This window comes from Paenibacillus sp. AK121 (genome assembly GCF_019042715.1).
Lineage (GTDB): Bacteria > Bacillota > Bacilli > Paenibacillales > Paenibacillaceae > Paenibacillus > Paenibacillus polymyxa_C.
On sequence record NZ_JAHPJM010000012.1, the window covers coordinates 90,741 to 113,199 of the forward strand.

17 protein-coding genes and 1 tRNA gene are annotated in these 22,459 nt (G+C 44.8%); 1 reads left to right on the plus strand and 17 read right to left on the minus strand.

All coding sequences use genetic code 11. The features are described 5' to 3' along the window. Positions 1 to 441: 441 nt before the first annotated feature. The 12 genes from abc-f to ilvB form a co-directional block, all read right to left on the minus strand. Entirely contained in the window at positions 442 to 2,292 is a 1,851-nt protein-coding gene (abc-f, locus tag KSP24_RS19675) for a ribosomal protection-like ABC-F family protein (protein WP_064963997.1), read from the minus strand. A 363-nt stretch (positions 2,293 to 2,655) separates the two neighbouring features. Then, on the minus strand, positions 2,656 to 3,693 hold the full coding sequence (locus KSP24_RS19680; protein WP_064963919.1) for a pectate lyase family protein: 1,038 nt from the start codon (positions 3,691 to 3,693) through the stop codon (positions 2,656 to 2,658). A 264-nt stretch (positions 3,694 to 3,957) separates the two neighbouring features. Further along, positions 3,958 to 4,028 (minus strand) — tRNA-Gly (locus KSP24_RS19685). Between the two features lie 107 nt (positions 4,029 to 4,135). Further along, on the minus strand, positions 4,136 to 6,277 hold the full coding sequence (locus KSP24_RS19690; RefSeq protein ID WP_064963920.1) for a putative bifunctional diguanylate cyclase/phosphodiesterase: 2,142 nt from the start codon (positions 6,275 to 6,277) through the stop codon (positions 4,136 to 4,138). Positions 6,278 to 6,618: 341 nt separating this feature from the next. Continuing rightward, positions 6,619 to 7,722 carry an ATP-binding protein gene (locus KSP24_RS19695; RefSeq protein ID WP_216976318.1) on the minus strand — a complete coding sequence of 368 codons (1,104 nt, stop codon included), beginning with the start codon at positions 7,720 to 7,722 and terminating at the stop codon, positions 6,619 to 6,621. Between the two features lie 336 nt (positions 7,723 to 8,058). Further along, complete coding sequence (locus KSP24_RS19700; protein WP_064963921.1) at positions 8,059 to 8,475, minus strand: hypothetical protein; 417 nt, start codon at positions 8,473 to 8,475, stop codon at positions 8,059 to 8,061. Between the two features lie 259 nt (positions 8,476 to 8,734). After that, positions 8,735 to 9,274 carry a peroxiredoxin gene (locus tag KSP24_RS19705; RefSeq protein ID WP_013370083.1) on the minus strand — a complete coding sequence of 180 codons (540 nt, stop codon included), beginning with the start codon at positions 9,272 to 9,274 and terminating at the stop codon, positions 8,735 to 8,737. 322 nt (positions 9,275 to 9,596) lie between these two features. Further along, positions 9,597 to 10,673 carry a 3-isopropylmalate dehydrogenase gene (gene leuB, locus KSP24_RS19710; protein ID WP_013370082.1) on the minus strand — a complete coding sequence of 359 codons (1,077 nt, stop codon included), beginning with the start codon at positions 10,671 to 10,673 and terminating at the stop codon, positions 9,597 to 9,599. Positions 10,674 to 10,873: 200 nt separating this feature from the next. Further along, a complete protein-coding gene (locus KSP24_RS19715) occupies positions 10,874 to 12,415 on the minus strand; it encodes a 2-isopropylmalate synthase (protein ID WP_017426632.1) in 1,542 nt (513 codons plus the stop codon). A gap of 124 nt (positions 12,416 to 12,539) precedes the next feature. Beyond that, complete coding sequence (gene ilvC, locus KSP24_RS19720; RefSeq protein ID WP_013309387.1) at positions 12,540 to 13,532, minus strand: ketol-acid reductoisomerase; 993 nt, start codon at positions 13,530 to 13,532, stop codon at positions 12,540 to 12,542. A 163-nt stretch (positions 13,533 to 13,695) separates the two neighbouring features. Then, positions 13,696 to 14,181, minus strand: coding sequence for an acetolactate synthase small subunit (ilvN, locus tag KSP24_RS19725; RefSeq protein WP_013370080.1), 486 nt, complete (start codon positions 14,179 to 14,181; stop codon positions 13,696 to 13,698). Position 14,182: 1 nt separating this feature from the next. Then, positions 14,183 to 15,928, minus strand: a complete 1,746-nt coding sequence (gene ilvB, locus KSP24_RS19730) for a biosynthetic-type acetolactate synthase large subunit (RefSeq protein ID WP_013370079.1) — start codon at positions 15,926 to 15,928, stop codon at positions 14,183 to 14,185. Positions 15,929 to 16,541: 613 nt separating this feature from the next. Between ilvB and KSP24_RS19735 the strand changes: the two genes are divergently transcribed. Further along, positions 16,542 to 16,982, plus strand: a complete 441-nt coding sequence (locus tag KSP24_RS19735; RefSeq protein WP_064963922.1) for a GNAT family N-acetyltransferase — start codon at positions 16,542 to 16,544, stop codon at positions 16,980 to 16,982. A gap of 34 nt (positions 16,983 to 17,016) precedes the next feature. Here the strand turns inward: KSP24_RS19735 and KSP24_RS19740 are convergent, their stop codons facing one another. From KSP24_RS19740 to KSP24_RS19760, 5 genes are all read right to left on the minus strand, one after another. Further along, the gene (locus KSP24_RS19740) at positions 17,017 to 17,367 is read right to left on the minus strand and encodes a hypothetical protein (protein ID WP_064963923.1); all 351 of its coding nucleotides are present in this window, start codon (positions 17,365 to 17,367) and stop codon (positions 17,017 to 17,019) included. A 258-nt stretch (positions 17,368 to 17,625) separates the two neighbouring features. Continuing rightward, positions 17,626 to 18,585, minus strand: a complete 960-nt coding sequence (locus KSP24_RS19745) for an ABC transporter permease (RefSeq protein WP_010349245.1) — start codon at positions 18,583 to 18,585, stop codon at positions 17,626 to 17,628. Between the two features lies 1 nt (position 18,586). Continuing rightward, on the minus strand, positions 18,587 to 19,666 hold the full coding sequence (locus tag KSP24_RS19750) for an ABC transporter permease (protein WP_058829242.1): 1,080 nt from the start codon (positions 19,664 to 19,666) through the stop codon (positions 18,587 to 18,589). Then, positions 19,659 to 21,197, minus strand: coding sequence for an ABC transporter ATP-binding protein (locus tag KSP24_RS19755; RefSeq protein WP_058712024.1), 1,539 nt, complete (start codon positions 21,195 to 21,197; stop codon positions 19,659 to 19,661). The genes KSP24_RS19750 and KSP24_RS19755 overlap by 8 nt, the downstream gene beginning before the upstream one ends. A gap of 137 nt (positions 21,198 to 21,334) precedes the next feature. Then, complete coding sequence (locus KSP24_RS19760) at positions 21,335 to 22,372, minus strand: BMP family lipoprotein (protein ID WP_064963924.1); 1,038 nt, start codon at positions 22,370 to 22,372, stop codon at positions 21,335 to 21,337. Between the last annotated feature and the right edge of the window lie 87 nt (positions 22,373 to 22,459).

Here is a 22,459-nt window from a genome sequence, read left to right on the forward strand (position 1 = left end):
TCAGTCCCCTTTCTTCATATCCAGCTTTTCAGACAACAAAAAAAGGTCTTTTCTCCCGAAAAGGGACGAAAAGACCGTGGTACCACCCTCGTTAGACAATGAAGTTTAGCAACCCGATGCGTTGCCTTATGACAATCAGTACGGGTGTTCATTCATGCTATGCATCATCATCTCGCTCTACACGTTGTAACGGTCGTGAACCGGTATCCCCTACTTGCACAACCGCCATTTACATGACGCTTGAGGTTCAAGGAACTGCTCCGGAGCGAACTTCAACAGCCCAATATTTGTAGAAACGCTCTCAATCCTACGGCGCTTCCTCCCTGTTCAATCGGACACTGCCTACTCTTCTCCATCAAGACATTTTCAAAATACGAACTATTGCTCATTATTATATGCAAACTACTGCACTTTGGCAAGCAGCGCCTATATTTCATTCCTTCAGATATCGGGATCATTCCACTGATCTAGCTTGGCACGAATGCGCCTGATGTCGCTCAAGAGCTCCTCATTTTCTTCATTCGTCCCCGTCATTCCCATCAGTTCGGTAAGACGCAACTGTAATCGAAGACATTCCTCCCGCTCCTCCTGATCCTTAGGCTCTCGGATACGGCTCCGTTCATCTTCTTGTTTTTCGTCGGCCGTCCCTTCATAGATTTCATATCCGCCGCCCGGCTTCATATCGAGTAACCGAGTTCCCGTACAACGCACCAGCTCCCGGTCATGCGAGACGAGTACCAACGCCCCATCATATCGGCGTAAAGAATCCTCTACAATTTCACGGGTTTCAATGTCAAAGTAATTCGTCGGTTCATCCAGCACCAGCAGATTGGCTCCACTAAAGTACAGACGCAGAAAAGCTACCCTGCATTTTTCTCCCATACTGAGCGTTCCGATCCTTTTGAATACGTCCTCTTTGGCAAATAGAAAACAGCCCAGCACCGTTCTCGCTTCTGTTTGGGTCATTGTAGGGAGCGCAAGCAGACTGTCGAGCAACGTCTGATCCTCTGGAAGCTGCTCCAGCTCCTGTGAAAAATATCCGATGTTCAACTGTGGGTTGGCTGTAATTGTCCCCATCTGCGGTTCCAGCTGACCTGTTAATAACCGAAGCAGCGTGGTTTTGCCAATTCCATTGGGTCCCCGAACAGCCAAACGTTCCCCACGTGCAACGTTCAGATTTAGATTTTTCACAATGACATGGTCGTCGTAGCTAAAGTCAACCTGTTCAGTACGCAGCAAATATTTAGCCTGAAAACCGCTATCACTTAATTTCATGTGCAAAGACGGAGCTTCACGTGGTTGTTCTACCCTGTTAGCCTCCAGTCGCTCCAGTTCCTTCTCTTTCGCATGATAACGGGAGATATTTTTTTTAGCCTTGGCCTTATAGAAGCTCTGTGTAATAGCCACTTCGACTTTGGATGCGCTACGATGTGCCTGGTGAAACCATTCCCTGTAATTTCGAATCGTTTCCTCCAGCGCCTGTCTCGCCAGTTCCTGCTTCCGATAGCTTGCCTCCTGCTCTCGTTGTTCCCGCTCCTTTTGTGCTTTATATTCCTTATAACCGCCTTTATAGCGCCCAATACCTGTGGATGTAAGCTCAACTATACTCGTGGCCACCTGATCCAAAAATGCTCTGTCATGCGATACAAACAACAGTGTTCCAGGATACGTGGATAGCCACTGCTCCAGCCAGAGCAAGCTTTCGGCATCCAAATGGTTGGTTGGCTCATCCAGCACCAGCAACTTCGGCTGCCTGACCATCAGTCCAGCCAGTCGTACTCTTGTCTTCTGTCCACCACTTAGATCACTATAAGCAATGGACCACGTCTGTGCAGGCATCCCCATTCGGGTGAGCGCCTTTTCCACCTCAGACTCCCAGGCAAAGCCTTGCAGACGCTCATATTCATCCATCAGCTCGCCGTAACGCTCCAGTTGCTGCTCCATATCCTTTCCAGCAGCGGCTAGGCTAGCTTCCAGCTGTCCCAACTCTTGCTTGAGATCCCAGTGCTGAGTGCTCGCCTGCTGTGCGACCTCCAGTGCGGTTCGAGACCCATCCACCGTATCCTGTTGCTTCAGCCAGCCGTGCTCTTCCAGCGGCAAATCATACTCTACTTGACCGGAGGTTGGCGCTTCATCTCCCAGCAATATTCGTAATAGCGTTGTTTTGCCTGCTCCATTTCTTCCGAACAGCGCGAGCCGTTCTCCTTCCGTCACGTCCAACGACACATTCTCAAATAAAGATGTCCCGTTCCATTCCTTAACTACATTGCGAACTCGCAAAATGGTTTTCATACCACGATCATCCTTTCCCAGTCCGGTTTTTATACCGGAAGCAATTAAAAAAGGCCGCAGAAGGCTGCGGCTTGCATACAGGAATATAGAATGACTGTTATGAATGGTTTCAGAACTTATGCTTATGAAAAATAACACCGCGAACGAAAAAAACATTTCCCGTTCCGGAAATATACGCATACGTCCCTACTTTCATTTCAGACACACTTCTCCCGTTGCAGCTTGCAGCCGCCTGCCAGTAACGTGCAGTTGAGTGGGAAAATCAGTGTGCTTACTTCATCGGACGTATGGTTACCTTCCTTTTCATGGGATACTTACTTGCAGTCAGTATAGCAGATCACAGCATATTTTCCAATACCCGCTTTATTTTCCAAAGACCAAAGTTGTATTGGACGAACCTGCATACTTAGTTACGAATTCTTTAGTATATTCAGGAGTTTGAACTTGATAGCTGTAGTTCTTGCTCGGATTCCATCGGGTCACAGGCGATTTTTGGTTAGTGATGGCTGGAAAACTACCTACATCTTTAAATTCACCATTGGCTTTATCATCCAGAATGCCGCCCTTTTCACTACCTTTTCCAAAATAATTATTCTCGGAATAAATTCGTGCATTGGTTGCTATTGTGTAAGCCAACTGAAAATTATTAATATAATTATTTTTCACATGGAAATATCCATATCTCATCAGACCTGGACCGCGTACAAGTAAGTTTTCAAAATAATTATTGGCAATCGTAATATGGGGCATGCCGTCATAATTTTTATTGCTGTCATCTGGATAACCCAGAATAAGGCCATATTTATGATTGGCAAATTTGGAGTTGCTAATGGTTACATAATCAGCCGATTGTCCTATGTACAAAAGTTTGTCCAAATCCGAGCCATTTGCATTATAATTATGACCTGCAAAAGTAACATGATCAATCCAATAATTTGTACCTGCAGTAAGATATAGCTGGATATCATCGTTACCATTAATACTGGCACTGTGCTCAAAAGTTAAATTTTGAAAGAGCACATTTCCCGAGTTAGCTGTTGTTTTCAAATGAATATTGACTAGCTTATTTTGCGCATAAGAGCCGATTAGAGATTTGTTAGAACCGATATTGACCACGGTTTTAGAAGAAGCAGAAATATTCTTTTCGATGACCAGAATTTTGGGAGTTGAATCCCCTAGCTGATTTTTCAATTCGTTTAGATTATTGATATAGATGACCTGACCATTTTTGCCCCCTGTTGTAGCTGGCTTTGAAGCTCCTGTTTCGCTTTTAGCCTGTCCAGCAAAACCAATCATGCCATTCGTCGACGTATTTGGGAAATCAGTCGCAGCGAACGTAGCACTTGCTGAAAAGGTAAAAAGCACAAAGGCCAAAGCTAAAAGAAAAGAGATTTTTCTCATCGCAGCCACACCATCCTTTTTTTATATTAAATTCCAATTACGAAACTATACTTTTTTTGCAAAATGGTAAATAGTTCTTTTTATCTGTTTATTTATAGCATATAAGAGAAATATTTAAATTATATTATTTAATAGCGTGAAAATAGTTCGTAGGAACGCAAAAAAGCCGGGATTCCCCATTGGTAGCCCGGCTAAAATATATTCTTATTAAAAACAAAATAAAAACCCTTGAATTTACAAGGGTTTCGGAATTTTAAAGTCGTAAGCGGGTGATGGGAATCGAACCCACGCTATCAGCTTGGAAGGCTGAAGTTCTACCATTGAACTACACCCGCATTATATAACATCTTGATCCATATGTATGACACACTTAAGCTCTCGTCAACCAACTGAATCAGGATGTTATTCAGTATAACTTATCTTTCCACAAAATGCAAGTATACTACATACCATCCTGAACCAGCCAATTGACAGGTTTACGTAAAAACAATTTTTCAAAAACTTCTGCCGGAATGGGGCGGCTAAAATAATACCCCTGCCCTTCATGGCAATCCTGCGCCTGCAAAAATTGAAGCTGCTCCTCATTTTCCACCCCTTCAGCCGTAACCTTCAGCTTCAAATGGTGAGCCATAGAGGCAATGGTAGATACAATGGCCGCATTTTTGCTGTCAACCAGCACCTCATTTACAAAGGAACGGTCAATTTTAAGACGATCAATCGGAAGATTCTTCAAATAATGCAATGAGCTATAACCCGTTCCAAAATCATCAATACTGATTGCAACACCAATAGCCTTTATTTTTTTCAACTGTTCAAAAGCCCGGTCCTTATCAAAAGTCATACTCTCAGTAATCTCCAGTTCTAAATAGCGTGGCTCCAGTCCCGTATAGGCCAAAATGCCCCGAATTACATCCACCAGTTTTTTTTGCTGGAATTGGCGCATGGATAAATTGACCGAAATCGGGATCGGTGGATACCCTAGCTCCTGCCACTGCTTATTTTGGAGACACGCCTCACGCAACACCCATTCCCCCAAGGGCACGATCAGGCCACTTTCTTCAGCTACTGGAATAAAATCACCCGGCATCACCATCCCGCGATGAGGATGATTCCAACGCACCAGCGCTTCCAAACTCGTTAGCTCGCCACTTTGCAGATGGACGCGTGGCTGATACACCAATGAAAATTCTTCATTTTCAAGCGCTCGCCGCAAATCATTCTCCAGCTGGAGCCTTTCATGCGCTCGCATCTGCATCGCACTAGCATACCGCTGAAAATTCACTCCTTGCTCCTTGGCACTATGAACGGCTGTATCCGCCTGCTGAATAAGTTGTTCGCTCTGATTCGCATCCGACGGGTACAAAGCTATGCCAACGCTCACCATCACATGATAAGACTCCCCATTAATATCAAAAGGCTGATCGAACAGCTTCACCATATCATCAATACGATTTCTCATGGCATCTGAATCTTCGTAGCCCATTAGAAGAAAGGCAAATTCATCTCCACCCATGCTAAAGACAGCTTCCCCCTCACGGCAAAAATGCCCCAAGCGTTCGCCTACCGCATACAGCAAATAATTGCCTGCCGTATGCCCAAGCGAATCATTAATCGCTTTAAAACGATCAATATTTAGCACTAAAAGCGCTACTGTCTCATCAGATTTCAGTGAATTGCGCAATATTTTATCCAGGCGCTGGGAAAGACGACGGCGATTGGGAAGGCCTGTTATATCATCGTTATAAGCAATATGATTAAACTCAGATTCTGCCGCCTGTTTTTCCCGATAAGGAACCAGAACCATAAGCCGGACTAGACCGCTCAACAGATTATAAAATGCAATCACGTTCGTCAAAAGTCCTATAAGATGATTGATATCACTCATTTGCCTAGCAAATAAATATAATAACTGGCTCACAACACACAGCCCAATCCCACGAACGATAAGCAACATGCCCAATTCCGCAGGGCGGACTTTTCGGTATTTTCGTACTCCAAAAATAAATGTAAGCACCAGCAGTAACATGACAACCAGATTCAACGTCCAGCCCAGGTTACCTAATTCGTACCGTATACGTAGATCTGGTAAGCCTGCATCATATGCCTTAATAACTCCTAGAATCAGCAACGTACAACCTATCCCTGCCCACAAAGCCACTGTTTTGTATTCAGACTTCGTCCTTCTAAATGGGAGAGAACAAACGAATAGGAGCATAATAGAGGTAAAGGCACGATTTACAAATAGTAGCCACAACGAAATGCCCGGAGACAAAGCAAAGTCCGTCAGGCTTACGAAACTAAACGAAACAATATGAACAAGGTAAAGCAGACCAGCCACCAGAAATGTTGGGGCAATAAGAAGTCTCTGCCAGGTCAACTGTTCCAGCAAAACGGACCAGGATTGATAAAAAATAGAAAAACAAATCGCAGCACAGGCAAACCCTATAATCGGATATAACAACAAAAATACATTATAGGAGTATATTTTATTCAAAGTTACGTGAAATAACTGAACTAAGACAAACAAAACTATGGCGGCAATACCAATGCCTATCGTTTTTTTTACTTCCAGCCGTATATTCATTCAGCCTCTTCAGCCCCCTGCATATCGGAGATTCCGATCATCTAAGACGTTTGACAGCTTTGGAAGCCGTTGTTTAAGTCTATAGTATCAAAAAAAATGTTGTATTCTGGTATATAATAGCATTTAATCTGTGAAAGGTGAATCATTTTTTTGTTCTATATTCATGAATTTATTTTCGCATTTGCGCAAATGCACGAGCTTACAGTACCAAAAAAGCGCATCATCTTTTCAGATCATGCGCTTCAGACGACATTTTTCAATTAGGTGATACCTATACCCCAACGCTGCACACCACAACAGAAATAGTATGTACAGGACCCCTCTGCGAAAATCTCATCATATTAGACTACAGGAAGTGTGATTTTAAATTGTGTACCGCTTCCATGCTTACTGTCTACATGAATGAAGCCTCCATGATTTTTGATAATACGATAGCTCACAGCCAATCCCAAGCCGGTTCCACTTTCTTTTGTTGTAAAAAAAGGATCAAATAAACGCGCCAATGTATTGTGATCCATCCCTAATCCGTTATCTTCAATACAAATGTGGACATAAGAGCCCTCAAGCACGGTATGGATATCAATGCATCCCTCTCGTTCCCCGCCGATGCTTTCAATGGCATCCATCGCATTTTTAATCATATTGAGGATAACCTGCTTAATCTGCTTCACGTCAATGGAAACCTTCATGAGTTCATCATTTTCATCCAGTGCGATCTGGCAGCCCTTCATCAACGCCTCGCTTTCTGTCAGCATCACTACTTCTTTCAACAGTCCCATCACAGATACTGCCGTTTTTTGCGGAGCCGAAGGCTTGGACGAATTTAAAAACTCGTAAATAATGTCGTTCGCACGATCAATTTCGGTTAAAATAGTGCGGGCATACTCATCCCTGCCCAACTCCACCAAGTGCGGCCGAAGCAATTGAATAAAACCCCGGATTGCAGTAAGCGGGTTACGGATTTCATGGGCGATAGAGGCCGAAATACGTCCTAGCATCGCCAGCTTGTCGTTTTGATACGCCGTCTGCTCAATCTGCTTATAATCCGACACATCCTTTACACTAAACAAAAAATCGCCATCCATCTGATCACCGTAGGTCACTGTTATCAACCAATGCCGACCATACTCATCAATCAACTCATGATAGCGCTTTCTATGAAAGATAGTTTCTTTATAAATCCGCATGATTTTCTTCTTCTTAAACCGACTTAACTCAGGATGATGCAAAATTTGCATCAGGTTGCGACCCGCGAGCGAACTACGTGGTAGCTCCAGTAATCTCGCCATTTGCACGTTAATAAAGGTCAGTACCCCGTCACTGTCAAACAGCATGATACCACTATCCAGGTTCTCCAGTACATTTTCATACTTATTATTGGCGATCTGTGTGGAAGGGCAAGCTCCCACGGTATCAAGCAAGGCTTCTTGGAATTCACTGATCATGCCAGGCTTCCCCCTTGTATCGGAATGATAAACTGGCCGTATCGGACGTGTAATATTCTTGAAGAAGAGAAAGGCATCTATCGATCACCCTTCAAATGGTGTAAAAAACAGTTTCAATCAACTCCGACCATTTTTTTCGATTCGAGTCTTATTTTATGATAGACAAGATTAAGGATCACAGTCAATCGGAAAAAGTGTCGAATCCACATTTTTATCCTATTTTCTTTCGTCATAATATCTGCGCAACATTACAAAATAAAAAAATAAGTTAAAAATAAGCGCCCTACACACCAAAGAAGCTCTCCAGATTTGAGAGCTTCTTTGGTGTGTAGGATGTCAACTGCCGCTCTTATTATGTTGAAGCCGGGATCGTCTTTGACTCATAACAGCCAGTCTTCTCTTAAGCTCTCCCTGCCATTTCTCATCATTCATCTGTTTCGCTACCGTCAATAAATCCAGCGACATGTCAATTTGGCGCTTCACAATTTCAAATGCATCTTCACTCTCACGATTTACACAGTTTTCAAATATCGTATCATCGTCTTCCATGACATAATCCTGAAAATCAATCTCGGATGCCCCATCTCCATGTGCATACTCAGCCAAAATTTCATACTCATTTTCAACTTTATAATGAACTTCAATGCGACGACATACCGGGCAAAACAGCAAAGGAACATTATGGACTTGGGTGCGGTAATGCTTCAGCGTTCCCTTGGTTCCTACCATGCTTGCTCCACAGCAATAACTCATCCGGGCTCAGCCTCCTCTGAACAAAACCTGTTCTGCCTTGTTTATCTTCTACAATACCTTATTCGCTTTCATCAGGCAAAATTCCTCCAGAACACAACAACATTTCCATAATTATTTGTTACTTCACTCTGTATTACATGATTCAGACAGGCTATTCCTATATCTCCGCTGCATAGCGCAGGCAAGCAAGCCCCCAACAACGGTAAAGTAACCGCTTGTTGGGGGCTTGCTTGTTTAAATTCAACTTGTAAAGCTAATATTACAGATTTTTATCGCCTGGTTTCCAGTTCATTGGGCACAAGCCACCGGATTGCAAAGCTTGCAGTACACGCAATGTTTCTTCTACACTGCGACCTACATCATTGTGGTTAACCACTTGATATTTCAGTTCGCCTTCTGGATCAATGATGAACAAGCCGCGCAATGCAACGCCTTCTTCTTCGATCAGAACACCATAGTCGCTTGCTGTTTTTTTCGTGATGTCAGAAGCCAACGGGAAGTTCAGTTTGCCCAGACCGTTGTTTTCTTTAGCTGTGTTGATCCATGCTTTGTGGCTGTGCACGGAGTCTACACTGATACCCAAAATTTCAGTATCCAGCTCTTTGAATTGGTCAGCTGCATCGCTCAATGCTGTAATTTCTGTTGGGCATACAAAAGTGAAATCCAGTGGATAGAAGAAAAATACGAGCCACTTGCCACGGTAATCGGAAAGTTTCACCGAGCCAAATTCTTGACCGTCTCCAGATACTGTTTCCAATGCAAAATCAGGTGCGGGTCTTCCTACCAATCTTTCTGCCATAATGTGAAATCCTCCTTTAAAATATGTAAGAAAAACACCAATTGTGTTTTCCTCAATCATCTGTATTGTAATAAACCACCTACTTGATAAATGTTATCATTCGCTGAAATCAAAGTCAATATTGTAACCATTACTTTTTTATAATTATTTTAAACTAGCTTAAAAATTCACAATTTATTCACATTTCAAGAGCTTTCTGATATGCAAGTAGCTCCTGATTGCTCAGGAGCTACTTTGTCAAACAATTGCTATAAAATTATACTGTATAACCTCACTATATAATAGGAAGCTTTTTTTCAGAACAAGTACGTTTCCGGGGACTTTAGCGAATAGCTGCTGCGATCAAATCGCCCATTTCAGTTGTCGAGATCGCTTGTGATTTATCCACCGCGATATCTGCCGTACGGTGTCCTGCATCCAGTACCTCAGCTACCGCCTTCTCGATAGCGTCAGCTGCTTTCTCGTACCCGAAGGTGAGGCGGAACATCAAAGCAACGGACAAAATCGTTGCAATGGGGTTCGCCAGTCCCTGACCAGCAATATCAGGTGCTGAGCCGTGCACCGGCTCGTACAGACCGAAGCTGCCTTCTCCCAGTGATGCAGAGGAGAGCATACCGATGGACCCAGTCAGCATAGCTGCTTCGTCACTAAGAATGTCACCAAACATATTTTCGGTTACAATGACGTCAAAACTGGATGGACGACGCAGCAATTGCATGGCACAGTTATCGACCAATACATGCTCAAGCTCGACATCTGGGTAATCTACAGCGACCCGGTTAACAACTTCACGCCATAAACGGGAAGTTTCCAGTACATTAGCCTTATCCACCGATGCGAGCTTTTTGCGACGCTTTTGTGCAATTTCGAAAGATTGGCGAACAATACGCTCTACTTCTGTTACATTATATGCGCAAGTATCGACCGCTTCTTCCCCCTGAGCACTCTCTCGTCTGTACTTCTCACCGAAATAAATACCGCCCGTCAGTTCGCGCACCACGATCAAGTCCGTTCCTTCCAATACCTCTGGTTTCAATGTAGACGCGTCCTTGAGACAATCGAACACTACAGCAGGACGAAGATTTGAAAATAGACCGAGCTCTTTGCGAATACCGAGCAATCCGGTTTCAGGACGAAGCTCCTTAGGATTGTTGTCCCATTGTGGTCCTCCTACCGCTCCCAACAGCACGGCATCTGCAGATTGACATACGGCCAGTGTTTCTTGCGGCAATGGAGTCCCCTTCTTATCAATGGCAATCCCGCCGAACAGCGCATGCTCTGTTTCAAATGAGAGGCCAAACACTTCTTCCGTACGTTTCAAAATTTTCTCTGCCTCTGCGACCACTTCAGGTCCGATTCCGTCTCCCGCTATTACTGCAATCTTTTTAACGTCTGCCATCACGTACACTCCTCTTGTTATACAGCCATACAGCCGTATTTCTCATACCTTCTTTGTAACATATTTGGGAGGGCTTTGACCAAGATATAGAATCTATCAATTCAATAGGCTCAGCCTATAAGCTGATTTTTTCATCAGAGAATAAGAAAACAGGACCGATACCGATCCTGTCTATACTCATTCCTTGGGCCTGTATAAAATTAGGATTTATAATCTACGCGATTGCTGTAATTTTTACGCTTGTCGATCAAACCATTCAGTGCATCGACATAGGCTCGTGCACTTGCTTCCAAAATATCAGTGCTTACCCCGCGTCCCTGTACAGATATTCCGTTTTGAGTCAGCACCACATGTACTTCACCTAGAGCGTCCTTGCCATGGGTAACAGATTTGATGGAATAATCAGAAAGTACAACACTCTCGCTGCTGGCTTGATCAATCGCATTATAGATCGCATCGACTGAACCATTTCCTTCAGCTTCTGTCTCGATCACCTGACCTTCATCGTTAACCAGGCGTATTTGTGCGGAAGGCGTAGCCTTGTTCCCATAAGTTACGAAAATGGTTTCCAGCTTGAAGACTTCAGGTGCATCGGCCAATTTTTCTTCCAGCAATGCCAGGATATCATCGTCCGATACTTCCTTCTTCTTATCAGCCAAATCCTTAAACTGCCCAAAAGCGCGATTCAAATCTTCTTCGTTCAATTCGTAGCCCAACTCAACCAAACGCTCCCGGAAAGCATGACGCCCTGAATGCTTGCCCAGTACCAGCTTGCTTTCTTTCAGACCGATACTTTCCGGTGTCATAATTTCATAGGTCGTCTTTTCCTTCAGCATGCCGTCTTGGTGAATACCTGATTCGTGCGCAAAAGCGTTGGCACCCACGATCGCCTTGTTGCCCGGCACTACCATCCCCGTCAAACGGCTAACCAATCGGCTCGTGCGTGCAATTTCAGACAGTTGCAGAGACGTTTTGGCTTGGAAAAATTCCTGTCTCGTCTCCAGTGCCATGGCGATTTCCTCAATGGCCGTGTTTCCAGCACGTTCACCGATACCGTTAATAGTCCCCTCGATCTGATCTGCACCGTTCAGGATCGCAGCAAGCGTATTAGCAGTAGCCATTCCCAAGTCATTGTGGCAATGTGCACTCAACTGAATCTTCTCCACATCGACCACATTTTGCTTGATATGTTTGAATATATTTCCGTATTCGTAGGGTGTTAAGTAACCTACCGTGTCTGGAATATTGACGACAGAAGCCCCTTCCTGTACAGCCATGGTGACCATTTCAACCACAAAATCAAGCTCCGTACGCCCTGCATCCTCCAATGAAAACTCCACTTTTGGCAAATACTTTAATCCATAACGAATGGCTGCACGGGCAGTTTCCAATACCTGTGCCTTCTCCATCCGCAGCTTATGCTGACGATGAATTGGAGAGGTTGCCAAAAAGATATGGATACACGGGTCCTGTGCTCCCTTAAGCGCCTCGCGAACCGCATCAATATCCTGTTCCCTTGCACGCGAAAGGCCAATAACGGTTGAATTTTTAACAGCTTTTGCTACTGCATTAACAGCCGCCAGATCACCCGGAGAAGCAGCCGGGAACCCAGCCTCCATACGATCGATTCCCAGCTTTTCCAACTGATGAGCGATCTCTACTTTCTCACGAGTATTCAAGTTCACGCCAGGTGACTGTTCTCCGTCTCTCAACGTTGTGTCAAATATATATATTTTGCGCAACCTAACGCACCTCCTCAGGATTTGGACCCTTAAATTACAATGCGGCTCACGCAATAAGCAGGGCCGCATTGTAATTAATATTTATAAATAATTCATGTTGTCGAGCTTATAGTACAAAAGGTTGTTACTTTTTGATCCAATGCATCATTTCACGCAATTGTCCGCCCACCACTTCAATCGGATGGTTAGCTTCATTACGACGAGTAGCCGTCAGGAATGCACGTCCAGATTGATTTTCAAGGATGAAGTCACGAGCAAATTTACCTTGTTGAATGTCAGTCAATACATCCTTCATGGCTTTCTTCGTATCTTCTGTTACCACACGTGGTCCAGTTACATAATCGCCATATTCTGCTGTATTACTGATGGAATCACGCATTGTTGCCAATCCACCTTCATACATCAGGTCAACGATCAGCTTAAGCTCATGCAAACATTCGAAGTATGCCATCTCAGGAGCATATCCGGCTTCAGTCAATGTTTCAAAGCCCGCTTTTACGAGTGCGCTCACACCGCCACACAATACCGCCTGCTCACCGAACAGGTCCGTCTCCGTTTCTTCACGGAAGGAGGTTTCAATTACGCCTGCACGTGTACAGCCAATGCCTTTTGCGTAAGCAAGACCGATTTCTTTGGCTTGGCCTGTTGCGTCCTGTTCAATTGCGATCAATCCCGGTACACCAAACCCTTCCACATAGGTACGACGTACCATATGTCCTGGGGATTTTGGAGCAACCAGCAATACATCGCTATCTTTAGGAGCTACGATTTGTCCAAAATGAACATTGAAACCATGGGAGAACAAAAGTGCTGCGCCTTTTTTCAGGTTAGGTTCGATTTCGTTTTTGTAGACAGAAGCTTGAGTTTCATCAGGCAACAAAATTTGAACCACATCTGCACGGCTTGTTGCATCAGCTACGTTCAGAACTTCAAAACCGTCATTTCTTGCGACATCAGCTGATTTGCCTTCACGCAAACCAATAACAACATTTACACCACTGTCACGCAAGTTTTGTGCTTGAGCATGTCCTTGGCTACCGTAACCAATTACGGCCACTGTTTTTCCTTTCAATACGCTGAGTTCTGCATCTTTTTCGTAGTACGTTGTAACTGCCATGGTTAATTTCCTCCTTTTAATTGGACCCTTCATAATGAGCGGGTACTCCAAGAGACTTCGCCTCATGATTGGTATCTAAAAATCTCTTCGAGCACCCGCTCTTATGCGGGCGGTTCTTTAATGATGTAATGCGCTATAAGCGGTAAATCGTTAAAGCTTTATATTATGCATTTCCACGTATCATAGCTGTAACCCCGGTTCGGGTTAACTCGCGAATACCGTAAGGCTTCAACAACTCGATCATCGCATCGATTTTTTCAGTATCGCCAATGACCTGAACAATCAAGCTTGTCGTTCCAACATCAATTACAGCTGCTCTGAACGTTTCTACCACGCCCATAATTTCTGGTCGCTGAGGCGGTTCAGCCTTTACCTTAATCATTGCCAATTCCCGAGCAACCATCGGCTTGGAACTGAGATCGATGACCTTGATCACATCAACCAGCTTGTAAAGCTGCTTTTCAATCTGCTCCAGGTTGTTCTCATCTCCTACAGTCACAATGACCATACGGGATAATCCAACTTCCTCCGATTGACCCACAGTTATGCTCTCAATGTTGAAGCCACGGCGACCAAACAGTCCGGACACACGTTGCAAAACGCCGGGATGATCATTTACCAGTACAGCAATGGTATTTTTTGTCGTCATTTTACTCGTCCCCCATCAGCATTTGATCAATTGTCGAACCTTGCGTCACCATCGGATATACATTCTCTTCCTTGCTGACTACAAACTCGACAACGACCGGTCCGGGTGTATCAAGCGCCTCCTGCCAAGCCCGACGTGCTTCTTCCTTATTCGTAGCACGCAGTCCTTTGACACCGTATGCTTCGGCCAGTTTCACAAAATCCGGGCTTCCAGCCAGGTCAATGTGACTGTACCGATTGTTATAGATCAATTCCTGCCATTGGCGAACCATTCCAAGTACCTGGTTATTGATGATTACGATTTTGACTGGAATGTTATTGATTGCACAGATGGCTAATTCCTGCGAACACATCTGCATGCCGCCGTCTCCGTTAATCGATATTACCAATCTGTCGGGATTGGCCATCTGAGCGCCGATGGCAGAAGGGAAACCAAATCCCATCGTACCCAGTCCACCGGAGGTGACCCATGAACGTGGCTGATTGAATTTGTAATACTGTGCTGCCCACATTTGATGCTGTCCTACGTCCGTCGTAACGATTGCTCCGCCCTTGGTCGTTTTATCCAACAATTCAATAACCCATTGTGGTTTAAGCACTGTTTCAGAATCCTTATAAGAAAAAGGTTTCGCAGCTTTCCATTGCTGAATTTGCGCTCTCCATGCATCTGCCAGATCCGCGCGTTTCACATCCTGATTCAGCAATTCCAATACTGCCTTCACGTCGCCTACGATTGGAATATCCGCGGCAACATTTTTTCCGATTTCAGCAGGATCGATATCAATGTGTACGATTTTGGCTTGAGGAGCAAATCCATCCAACTTGCCTGTCACCCGATCATCAAAGCGGGCACCGATACAGATCAGCAAATCCGACTGTTGAATCGCCTGATTGGAAGTGTATGTTCCGTGCATTCCCGGCATCCCTGTCCAGAGCTCATGTCCACTTGGGAATCCTCCCAAACCAAGCAATGTTGTTGCAATCGGAATTTCCGTTTTACGAACAAATTCGTAAAGTGCTTCATGTCCACCAGAGTATACAACTCCTCCACCTGCCAGAATGAATGGACGTTCTGCTTCGGCGATAGCTTGAGTCAGCTTGTCTAGTTGAATTTTGTTGGGCAACACGTTCGGGTTGTAACCCCGCATGGTCACAGGTTCCGTCTGTGGAACAAACAACGTCTGGGCTGCGGAGACATCCTTCGGAATATCAATCAGTACTGGTCCTTTTCTACCTGTATTGGCAATATGAAATGCCTCATGGATGATTCGCGGCAGATCCTCTACATCTCTCACCAGATAGCTGTGTTTCGTAATCGGCATTGTAATTCCCGTGATATCAGCTTCCTGGAAAGCATCTGTACCGATCAGGGAAGATACAACATTACCCGTGATGACCACCAACGGCACCGAATCCATATAAGCTGTCGCTATGCCAGTTACCAGGTTTGTCGCTCCAGGTCCGGAAGTCGCGATACAGACACCAACTTTACCGCTTGCCCGTGCATAACCATCTGCCGCATGAATAGCTCCCTGCTCATGACGAGTGAGGACATGCTTGAAATCCTTGAAGCCGTACATGGCATCATAGATATAAAGCACTGCACCACCTGGATATCCAAAGACACACTCTACTCCCTCCAGCAAAAGGCTACGGAGTAAAATTTCCGAACCTGTAATCACCTCAGGCTTCATCCACTTTTGACGTAATTCATCGGTTGACCTAACTTCAGGAATTTGTGCACTCATTGGTCATCCTCCTTTACAAAATTTACATACAGCTGACATTTGTAAAAACAAAAAAACCTTTCATCCCTAGAACAGACTTGCTGTTACTGAGGGACGAAAGGCTGTAGCTTCCGTGGTACCACCCGTGTTTGCCCGATATTTCGCAATATCGAACCTTGGCAGGTATAGAAATCACAAAGGATCTCCATATCTGGCGTCTGTAACGTAGACCGTACGATTTTCCCTAATAGGCGATTCGGCGCACCGTTAATATCATGGGGCCCAAATACTTTTCAGGAAAACAGCTCCAAGGTGAGCTCGTTAAAAAGGGATTTTGGTGAAGCTTGCAGCTAATGCCTCACTCTCTGAACAAAAGAGCCCTAATCACTTCGTCCTCTTCATTGCCGTTGTGTTCATGTCATTCTTTCAAATGTTTAGACACATTATATGTCCCCCATCTGGGATAGTCAATACCCAGATTTCATAAAAATTTATGTTTCTCTGCTTAAGCCCCTCTGAGCCGCACGCTTGTAAGAGGTACCCGCATATTATAAAAAAGACCGCACAGTGAGACTTTGTACTCCTCCAAAGCCATGACATATCTTGTTAAAAGGGTAAAAAAGGAGGCCCGTTTATGATTCGCAAACGATGCGCCCAAGATGACAACATGATCTTTCGTCTAATCGAGCAAGAGCTTGTCCCTCTATCGCATTTAAGTGCCCAAGAAATGGATCAAATACGTAAAGAATTACCCCGGCGCTTAAACCGAGGCATCACTTTTGTAGCTTGCAGACCGGATAATGCACAGGTTGTTGGCTTCATTCATGTTATGCTGCATGGAGAACTATTATACATTGATTTGATCGCAATTTCTTCGGCTCATCAAGGTAAAAGATACGGAAAAAAGTTGCTGGAGTATGCCGAGCAATACGGCCGACTGCGACGTTGCAAGCGGGCTAAAGTGATGGTGGACGAAGACAATGTGCGAGGGATCCATTTTTATCTACGCCATCAATACCACATGCTACGATATGTGGCTCTAAGCCGATGTCACGAACTCGAAAAGGCACTGTGAAAAGTATGGTTTTCAGGGTCGTGATTTTGTAAAACTAAAAAAAGTTAGGGTAAAAAGGATTGCCTACCCCAGGGTAGCCCCCGTCTGTGTACGGTCCATACTGTGGACCATATCCCTGTCCTCCATAGCCTGGTCCTCCATATCCTGGACCGTAGCCAGCGTAGGCACCCACGTATGGAGCTGTGCCAATGGCAAGCAAATCAAAAAGCACCAGTGGAATAATCGCCTTCGTGTTTACTTTTTTCTTACGGTTTGGTTGGAGAATCAGTCGGTTACCCGAAATGCGAATCAGCTTGCCACTGACCCGGGAGCCATCCTTACGTGTAGCGAAGATAACTTTGCCGACAAGCTTCTCCACCTGCTTTCTGGTTACTGCCTGTTTCATCGTATTTCCTCCTTCTTTCTCAACGGATGGACAGATTGAACGGCTCCTTGATAGCTTACCACCACCACAAAATAGACTGGAGCTGACAGGGGCCGAGCGTCCGTCCAATCTGCATAGCACAGTCTATTCCATTCAAGCCAGAAGCGTATGTTTAAATGCCTGCACAATGTAAAAAAATCTGGTACCTGCACATGCAGATACCAGATTTTCATATACACTAACGCGTATATTTAAAAACATTCAGCTGTCTATGAGTTATTAACGCTTGCTCGGATCATACAGTTGACCCAAAGCAGCCGGAGCGCGTGAACGTCCAACTGCCGCCACCAGCACAATAATCGTCAGGAGATACGGCAACATAAAAATAATTTCCTGGGGAATACTTTGCGACCATGCAAACAACTGCACATAGTTGCGAATGGCTTGTGAGAAACCGAAAAACACTGCCGCGCCAAAAGCACCGAGCGGATTCCATTTACCGAAAATCATAGCCGCAATAGCAATATAGCCCTGCCCCGAAACGGTATTATGTGAGAACATATTGGTTGTAGTCAAAGTGATTGTTGCTCCACCAATCCCAGCCAACGCACCACTAATCATAACACCGATATAACGAAGGCGATTGACCTTGATCCCCACGGTATCGGCTGCACCCGGATGCTCCCCTACTGAACGCAAACGCAAGCCAAACGGAGTTTTATACAAAGTAAAGTAGCCAATAATAACTAATAGAATAGCTAGATATGTCGTTGGGTAGGCTTGGAAAAATGCTTTTCCTGCAATCGGAATATCCACAAGATAAGGGATGGATATCTCGTTAAAGCCTTGAATTCGACCGGTGTCACCATCACCCTCGAATAACAGCTTAACCATGTACAGTGTACTGCCTGCAGCCAAGAAGTTAATGACAATCCCGCTGATTACCTGATCGGCTTTAAACGTAATAGAGGCAACAGCATGAATGAGCGAAACCAGAATACCGAACACCGCAGCTGACAGCACACCTACCCAGGCCGCAGAGGTGCCTCCTAGTCCCGCTTGCTCGGCATAAAATCCGCCAACACCTGCCGCAAACGCCCCAAATACCATAAGTCCTTCCAATCCCAGATTCGTTACACCGGATTTTTCCGAAAAAACTCCGCCAAGAGACGCAAAAATAATCGCCGTCGCAAAAACGAGCGTTGTATGGATTAATTCACCAAGTGTTAACCAACTCATTTTACAACACCTTCTCTTTCTTCCGCTTGGAGTAGAGCGGCTTTACAACCCAACGCACAATACCTTGGGCCGCAATGAAGAAAATAATCGAGCCAATGACTACTCGGATAATTTCTGGCGGTACATCCGCGCTAAAGCTCATCCCCGCAGAACCATACGTAAGTGTTCCGAACAAAACAGAACCGAGCAGTACACCGAACGGATTATTCATCCCGATCAAAGACACAGCGATACCGTCAAAGCCCGTTCCCGGTGACCCTGCCATGACAGATTGATAATGGAAAACCCCCAGCACCTCAAAAGCACCAGCCAATCCGGCAAAAACACCACTAATAAACATCGCTTTTATAATATTGCGATTTACATTCATGCCTGCATAACGGGATGCATCCTGATTAAATCCGACAGCCCGAAGCTCATAGCCCTGCTTTGTTTTCCACATAAAAATATAGAAAAACACTGCCGCCAGCACAGCAATAACTGTGCCCCAATGAACCCGAGCATTCCCCATCATCTGGGACAGCCAATCAATGGAAATGGAAGCGGAAGGTTGGATATCCACAGAGCGATTTTCGCCTTCCATAAGTGCAAACTGATTAATCACCAAATTAGCCAAATACAGGCCGATCCAGTTCATCATAATACAGGTAATAACTTCGTTCACGCCTCGCTTGGCCTTCAAATAGCCAGCAATCGCTGCCCACAAGCCTCCGAAAACTGCTCCTGCGATCACAGCCAGCGGTGCATGAATGATAGCAGGCAGCCCATGAAGTTTGATGCCCACAATCGAAGCAGCTGTCATACCGACCAAAAACTGCCCTTCGCCACCGATATTAAACAACCCGGCACGAGCCGCAAAAGCAAATGCCAATCCTGTTAGAATCAAAGGAGTCATCTCACGGATCGCTTCGCCAAAGTTGTAGGAATCTCCATACACACGGCTAAATAAAGCGGAATAAGCCACAATAGGGTCATACCCGCCAATCATCATCACGATAGCACCCAGAATGAGGCCAAAAATAATAGAGACTAGAGCCAGAACAAAGGAGTCTTTTGTGAATATTTTTAATAAGTTAGCCATTCTCTGCTCCTTTCTTCACTGCACTTCCTGCCATCATCAGTCCCAGTTCCTGGTCATTCGTTTCTTCAGGCAGCACTTCCCCGACAATCTTGCCTTCATAGATAACAGCAATTCGATCGGATACATTCATAATCTCGTCCAGCTCAAAAGAAATGAGCAGTACTGCTTTACCTTGATCCCGCTGGGCAATCAATTGTTTCTGGACAAATTCAATAGCCCCGACATCCAGCCCGCGTGTAGGCTGCGCCGCAATGAGAAGGTCTGGGTTTTTATCAATTTCACGCGCTATGATTGCCTTTTGCTGATTCCCACCAGATAGCGATCTTGCCTTGGTATGAATATCTGGTGTTCTAACATCAAACTTCTCGATAAGACTTTTTGCCTGCTTTTCTATAGCGTCCTTGTTCAAGAAGCCATTTTTACTGTAAGGCGCCTGATAATACGTCTCCAGCACCATATTTTCACTCATGGAAAAATCGAGCACCAATCCATGCTTATGGCGGTCCTCCGGTATATGTGAAACGCCTGCCTCTGAAATTTTGCGCGGTGGCTGATTTGCCAGTTCTTTTCCGAGCAAACGGATACTTCCGCTATCCACCTTGCGTAATCCTGTCAAAGCTTCTATCAGCTCACTCTGTCCATTGCCGTCTACTCCAGCAATCCCCAAAATCTCGCCGGCCTTAACCTGCAGGTTCAATTCATTCAGAACATGAATGCCATCCTTGTTTTTAGAAATTACTTTGTTCATTTCCAGTACAGTTTGTCCTGGTTGAGCAAGCTTCTTATCCACTTTAAAGGACACACGACGGCCCACCATTTTCTCCGCCAGCTCATTTGGTGTTGTTTCAGATGTTTTGACCGTGTCAATAACTTTACCTCGGCGAATGATCGTAACCGTATCTGCAATTTGCATAATTTCTTTGAGTTTATGAGTGATAAGAATGATTGATTTGCCTTCAGCTACTAAGCGCTTCATAATTTCCAGTAACTCAGAGATTTCCTGCGGTGTCAGCACCGCGGTTGGCTCATCGAAAATCAGAATATCTGCACCGCGATAGAGCGTTTTGATAATTTCCACACGCTGCTGCATACCAACAGATATATCCTCAATTTTGGCATTCGGATTTACCTGAAGTCCGTATTGTTCAGACAACCGCTGTACTTCTGCGGCAGCCTTTTTATAATTGATTTTCAGACCTTTACGTGGCTCCGACCCAAGGACAATATTTTCGGTTACGGTAAACGGCTGTACGAGCTTAAAATGCTGATGCACCATGCCGATCCCCAGATCAATCGCCCTATTTGGACTATCAATCTGTACGGGGTTCCCTCCCATTTCAATGGTCCCTTCATCCGGCTGATATAGTCCGAAAAGAATATTCATAAGCGTAGATTTACCCGCGCCATTCTCACCCAAAAGGGCATGAATTTCTCCCTTATGCAGCTTGATGCTGATGGAGTCGTTGGCAACGATGCCGGGGAATCGTTTTGTAATTTGCTTTAACTCAACGACGGGGGTCGCTGCATCCATGAGATCACCCTTATACACTTTATAGTATGTGCTCCAATGAGCTGATATTGACCGTTATAATCTTATAACTCCAGACGTAAGAACAAGGCTAGTCTTATGAACCAGCCTTGTCGCCACCTTTATATTCTTCACCTAACTTATTTCGAAGGAACTGTAATTTCGCCTTTAATGATTTTTTGCTTGTATTGTTCTACAAGATCAAGCACATCTTTAGGAACGTTTTTCGTAGATGTATCTGCCAAACCAATTCCGTTATCCTTCAGAGCCAGTGTTTCAACACCGCCCTTAAACTTACCGTCAATTACTTCTTGGGATACGCGTTTTACCGCTTCATCTACACGTTTTACCATCGACGTTAGTGTTACTTCGTCACCAAACTCAAGTGATTGGTCTTTATCTACGCCGATAACCCATACTTGCTGACCTTGCTGCTTACGTGCGAGTGCTTCGTTAAATACGCCTGTTCCTGATCCACCAGCTGCATGGAAAATAATATCAGCGCCGTCGTTGTAGATCGTTGCAGCAGCAGCCTTGCCGAGATCCGGCTTATCAAACGCACCCGTATAGTTCACAATCAGTTGCGCTTTTGGATTTACAGCCTTAATCCCTGCTTCGAATCCTTTTTCAAAACGTTTGATCAGCGGGCTGTCTTGTCCACCCACAAAACCAATTTTGTTTGTTTTAGTAAGTTTACCAGCCACAACCCCCACCAGGAAGGAACCTTCATTTTCAGCAAATACAACCGATTTAACGTTAGGCGCATCCACAACACTATCAATGATCGCCAAATTTTTGTTCGGATTGTCTTTTGCTACTTGTCCAATCGCATTAGCCAGATTAAAACCGATTCCCCAAGTCAGGTTGAAATCACCCTTAACGAATTGGTTCAGGTTAGGAATATAATCTTGGTCGGATTTACTTTGCAGGTATTTAACTTTAACGCCTGATTCTTTCTCAATAGCTTGAAGTGCCTCCCAAGCAGATTGGTTAAACGATTTGTCGTTTACTCCACCCACATCTGTAACCATGCCAAGTTGGACATTTGATGTTTTGGCAGAACCGCCTGTTTCTCCACCATTTGCGTTGGACGCACCTTGATTTTTGTTACCGCAGCCTGCGAGAATGACCGAGATCGCCAGCAGCATAACCAAAGACATACTAAACAATTTCTTCATGCTGATACTGTTCCCCCTTAGTGTTAGATCCCTGGACTGTCTCTTTTCTTTAGAAAATGCACATCATTTTCATGTCATTTACTGACG